Origin of the sequence: Porphyromonas sp. HMSC065F10 (assembly GCF_001808555.1) — a bacterium.
Taxonomy (GTDB): domain Bacteria; phylum Bacteroidota; class Bacteroidia; order Bacteroidales; family Porphyromonadaceae; genus Porphyromonas_A.
Map to the genome: position 1 here is coordinate 1 of NZ_KV793758.1, position 729 is coordinate 729.

1 protein-coding gene is annotated in these 729 nt (G+C 45.8%); it reads left to right on the forward strand.

Going from position 1 to position 729, the window contains the following annotated elements; all coding sequences use genetic code 11:
- Positions 1-261 precede the first annotated feature (261 nt).
- On the forward strand, positions 262-729 hold a 468-nt coding region (locus HMPREF2890_RS02335), incomplete at its 3' end, for an IS256 family transposase, variant Zn-binding type (protein WP_070464753.1).

Consider the following 729-nt stretch of genomic DNA (forward strand, 5'->3'; position numbering starts at 1 on the left):
GACTTATAGGTCAAAATGGTGGGTGCGACAGTGGCCTTTTCTAGGTATAGAGAGACATACAAGGGTTTGAAAAGCTTTGAGGTGTTAAAATCGAGCCAATGCGAAAGTATAGGTCAAAATGGTGGGTGATATAGGAGGATAACGTAGTGTTTGTCGTATCTTTGAGCATTTGAAAAGGCGAAAAAATGAACCAAAAAATGTCCGAAGTGTGGGAGTCTCTGCGTGATTAGTCATGGACGCAGGGGTACACACAAGAGATATTTGTGCAAGAACTGTGGCTCATCGTTCACAGGGAAGAGGCACATAAGTAAGGAGCAGATATGGGACTTGTACCAGAGTGGCTTGTCTCAGGCTAAAATCGCAGAAGCACTTGGAGTAAGTCCGAGCACGATAAAACGGAGACTGCAAGAGGTCTCAGTTGACTTTAAGACACCCAAATTAAGCGAGGGAGTTATTCACATAGATGCGACGTATTGGGGTAGAAACCAAGGACTAATCGTTGCATTGGACGACAATAGTGGTTGCATACTCTATCGGGAGTGGATCTCTCACGAAAGCAAAGAGGACTACGCAGCAGCCCTTAAAAGGATAGAGGAAGGGGGCTATAAGATATTGGCAGTGGTAACTGATGGAGGGGTCGGTCTTGACGTGGCGCTGAAGCATTTTCCCACACAAATGTGCCAGTATCACTTTATCGCAATCATCCGACGAAAGCTTACTCTGCACCCC